This window comes from Streptomyces odontotermitis (assembly GCF_050510915.1).
Lineage (GTDB): Bacteria > Actinomycetota > Actinomycetes > Streptomycetales > Streptomycetaceae > Streptomyces.
Genome location: NZ_JBNJLS010000071.1, coordinates 1 through 206 on the forward strand (window position 1 = coordinate 1; position 206 = coordinate 206).

The window sequence follows — 206 nt, forward strand, 5'->3', positions numbered from 1 at the left end:
GCGAACATGGCGGGGATGATCGCGAAGTACTTCGCGACGTCGTTGGCGATGGAGAAGGTCGTCAACGCACCCCGGGTGATCAGGAGTTGCTTGCCGATCTCGACGATCTCGATGAGCTTGGTGGGGTTGGAGTCCAGGTCCACCATGTTCCCGGCCTCCTTGGCGGCCGAGGTACCGGTGTTCATGGCCACACCCACATCCGCCTG

The 206-nt window shown here is 62.1% G+C and carries 1 protein-coding gene; it reads right to left on the reverse strand.

Going from position 1 to position 206, the window contains the following annotated elements; all coding sequences use genetic code 11:
* The coding region (locus tag ACQB60_RS45815) for a hypothetical protein (protein ID WP_496932049.1) at positions 1–206 on the reverse strand (206 nt) is incomplete at both ends.